Raw genomic sequence first — 4,028 nt, 5'->3', positions numbered from 1 at the left:
TTTCTGGCACCTATACAACTCAGGCTCCGTTTTGCGGTGCAAGCTGCGTAGCATGCAAAACAGTTTGTGACAACGAATACCAAGCATGTTATCTTGTTTGTGATGGGGACACAGACTGCATTGCCTCATGCCAGGCTGCCAGTAACACATGCAAGTATCATTGCCCCTTGGACACCACTTATATCAACTCACCGCGTCTTGTTTTTGATGGCAACGACCCGACCACACACGTCAGTACTAATAATATGGCATCTATTAGGGCAAAAATCCCAATGCTTGATGCGTGCGAAATTACGAATGCAAACATCTCAGTTACCGATGCCGGCAACCCGGGAAATGATTTTCGTGTCAAAATTCTTGGTACTAATTCCTGTGAAAATGATGGCGCAAAAAAAATCAATCTTAAGACTTTTGGCATCTGCGAGCCGTGCACCACTGCTACAATGGCCCAGGAAAAAATAGGGGCAACATCCAACTACTGTCCAATGGCCTGGCAGTCAAACAACTTCCCGCAAGACCCGAATCTTGCCAATGCAGGGAACAACTGGTACAATAACGGCCATGGCGGGAATGCATACAACAACCTGGGCACTGTTGGCAACAGCCGTGCAATAAGGCTTTGCAAGCAGGCAGAATGGGATGACTGCGGCGGGCATGACGAGGAAGACAGGTCATGCGACTCTGCAAGCTCTCTTTGCGGCGGCTACAGCTGCCAAAAATACGGCGGCTGGCCAACCCTTACCCCAGAAGTCACCTACATGCGAGAAAAGCTCAAGGCCTATCTTACCTCAAACATACTTCCAATCATTGACATGGGGGATATTGGATGGTCTCCGTACCGGCGACCCTATATAGATAAAAATCCAAATTCCAATTTAGTCAAATACCCATGTGAAAACTCCTACGAAATCATGTCGGGCTTTTATCGGCACAGCCATACTGTATCGGGGACTTCTTGCGCCCAAAATTACCATACCTCCTATGACAGCGCTCCGGAGTGCGCAAACGATTCAGTGTCTATTATTTCACCTCCGCTAATCTACCATGATGGCAATGACTGCACACTGACCAACGCGTTTTTCAAGGAGGGCCTCGGGCAGCTTGGGACAATGGTTGTGAACGTGGGCGAAGTGCCGCAAGCAGGTTCAGGGGGGGATGCTGCAAGGGCTGACCTTCTCAAAAAAGCCCAGGGCGCAAGAGGGCAGTGCCCTAACTGCCTTGTGGGCGTCCATGTTTCTGGAAGCGGTGTTTCAACCGATGCAGAAAACATCAACAAACTAAACAAACTGTTTGGCTGGCAGGATTTGGGGCCATATTCAGCATCCTATAACTTTACGGCACTTGACAGCATTGATTTGGTGTTCATTGACTTCTATCCTCATTCATATACAAGCGAAAATCCGCTTCTTTGCTCAGACCCGGTTTCAATCCTAAGTAAGCGCATGAACTTCACGCGCACGCTTCTGAATCACTATCAAAAACCCTCCCTAATCAATCATTTCAACATAAACGAAAGCGCCATACCGGATTCAGTAAGCACAAATGCCAATGAGCTGGAAGTTTATTTTTGGAACTCAGATACGAGCACTTACAGGACCGGTGATGGCAATCCTATATTAACTTCATCAGGCACCCGCATTGGGACGTATTATGTTACAAATGGCTGGGTGAGTGACTGCAGCGGCCACAGTGGGAATTACTTCGGCGATGTTTCTCTTGTGTTTGACCCAAGCGTTGTTCAGCATGCAAGTGCCAATATAACTGGAGTTTACTCTGACGACGGCTACAAAATTTGGCCTGACGACAACAACAATGTAATACAAAATGGCTGGACCTGCGACTCTGGCTCGCAAGGCTGGTTTAGCTACAACAGTCCTACATACAGGTATTGGGGCAACACAGCTTCGCAAGTATGGTTCTACCGCGTCATTGACAATCATCCGCCCACGACGCAGCTCAACTTACGGTTCCGCGTAGCCTACCAGCCTGTAATTTCAGACACCTGCTGGGCGCCTGACAACATGGAGCGTATGATGAGCTACATGTTCAACCAGACAAGCGAGATGGTCGGCGCTGGAATAATCGGCGTCATGTATGACAAGTGGGACACTGACTGGAGCGGGGCTGCTGACGGGCGGGGCCTGAGGCTAAAGCGCGCCGGCGGCGAGGACACGCAGGGGGACAAGTTCTGCTCTTTCCAGGTAAACTCACGAAAAGTCCTTGGCCTATCCACAAACACCTTTTTCCAAAAAGTCTATCCGGCCGCTGCTTGCACCTGCCAAAAATGCTCGGACTTGGACATACGGGCAGGCAAGTGCAATCCGACTTGCTTAACCGGGGCCACCTGCACAGGGGTTGCAAATACTGATGGATACAAGTGCCCTGACAACTGCTACACAATACAAACCTGCCCTCTTTGCTCAACTTCAGCAAGCACCTACACGTGCGTAACGCAGACTGATTCTGGCAAAACCACAAGGCCTGTTGCAGCAAACACGCTCACCTCTCCGATTTACGGGAACATAATTGCAAGCCTGCCGCAAAAGTGCTGCATACAGGAAACTCTGCCTGATGACTCAAAGCTGAACTACACGTTTGTTAAGTCTGAGGCTACAAGGCAGAGAAATGCGCTTGTAATTTACCCCAAGGATGGAAACCCGCTTGCCGACTGCGCCTCAAACCCCGCAGCCCTTGACACGCAGGCATGCGGCTTTAGCCTTCCGCTGACCAAGGCAAAAATAACTTGCTATTAAACAAATGAAATATGCGCATAATTTAGCCCGGTTGCAGTCAACCGAAAACTTCTGGCTTTGTTTGAATGGCAAAACTTTGGGAACAAAACTGAAAATGGCTGGCTTGGTTTGAATGGCAAAACTTTGGGAAAAAAAATCCTGGCAAAGCGCACCTATGCTTGTCCTTCTCTTGGCTTTATTTCTTACTCCCAGCCAGGTTTTTTCTCAAGTCGTAAATCCGAATTTGTGCCCCATCCCCCAGTTCAACTCATATCTGATGGCGTTTGTGAGCACTGAAACCTCTACAGTTGACGCCTACTCGTTTTATGACAACGGCTCTGCAAGGGTCCCACTTGCTGGGGAACCGATTTATGTAATAAAGAGAAACCCGAACGACAACTCTATCACAAGCATCTGCAAGGACAAATCAGATGCGCAAGGGAAAATCTCAACCACGTTTGACCCAAACGCTGCAAACTGCACGCAGTTCACATTTTTGCACTGCATTGACTCAACTTCAGACTGGCTTTTGCGCGACTGCATTTCAAACGAAAGCGTCAGGCGCATTGACCCGTCTTACGTTGTCCAGATTTCAAACCCGCCTTATGCTCTTTTCCAAAGGATTCCTTCGTGCTCTGGAGCTGCCTACACTCTCCCGCTTCCCAAAAACTACAGCTCTGCAGTGGCTGAAACCCAGTACTGCAACCCAAACAAGGCAAGTGCAAAAGAAGCCTTGTGCTGGCCAATACTTCTTATCTTCGGACTATTAGTTGGCGCCATGTTTGCCATTGGCAGAAATCCCCTGCATTCATTTGATTTGTCAGCCCCCCGCTTTGACAGGGGCAGGCAGTACCAGATGCGCAACATGAACGTGTCCTTCCAGGTTACGCCAATCCTTGGCATTGCCTTCGAAGCTGCAGGCCTTCAGACATCTGATGGTAAGGGGGACAAGAAAACTGACAAGATGGAGGATGCAGGCTTTTCAGTAGGCAATGTATTTTCTGGAATTGGAACAAGGCTGTTAAATGCGGTTATGGCAAACACGCTTGGGATAAAGCCTGAGAAGAGGGAAGACGTCAAGGACGAAAACGGCAATGTTGTTGGCACAAAGGACAAGAAGGGAAACGTATTTGGCCTGGACGGCAAGCAGGTAGGCACAGTTGACAAGAAGGGGGACGTAAAGAACCTTAAAGGTGAGCTGGTCGGCGGGCTTGGAACTGCAAACATATTTTCTGGTGCCGGGGCATTCAAAGGCAAATCCTTTGCAGATGCAGTAAGTGAAACAAGTCAGTCTCG

At 49.0% G+C, this 4,028-nt stretch carries 2 protein-coding genes; both read left to right on the top strand.

The window, feature by feature from the left end; translation table 11 throughout:
• Nucleotides 1-245: 245 nt before the first annotated feature.
• Entirely contained in the window at nucleotides 246-2,753 is a 2,508-nt protein-coding gene (locus tag FJZ26_04645) for a hypothetical protein (protein ID MBM3229693.1), read from the top strand.
• A 112-nt stretch (nucleotides 2,754-2,865) separates the two neighbouring features.
• On the top strand, nucleotides 2,866-4,028 hold a 1,163-nt coding region (locus tag FJZ26_04640), incomplete at its 3' end, for a hypothetical protein (protein ID MBM3229692.1).

Source organism: Candidatus Parvarchaeota archaeon, from assembly GCA_016866895.1.
GTDB lineage: Archaea > Micrarchaeota > Micrarchaeia > Anstonellales > VGKX01 > VGKX01.
This window is presented reverse-complemented; position numbering and strand designations above follow the sequence as displayed.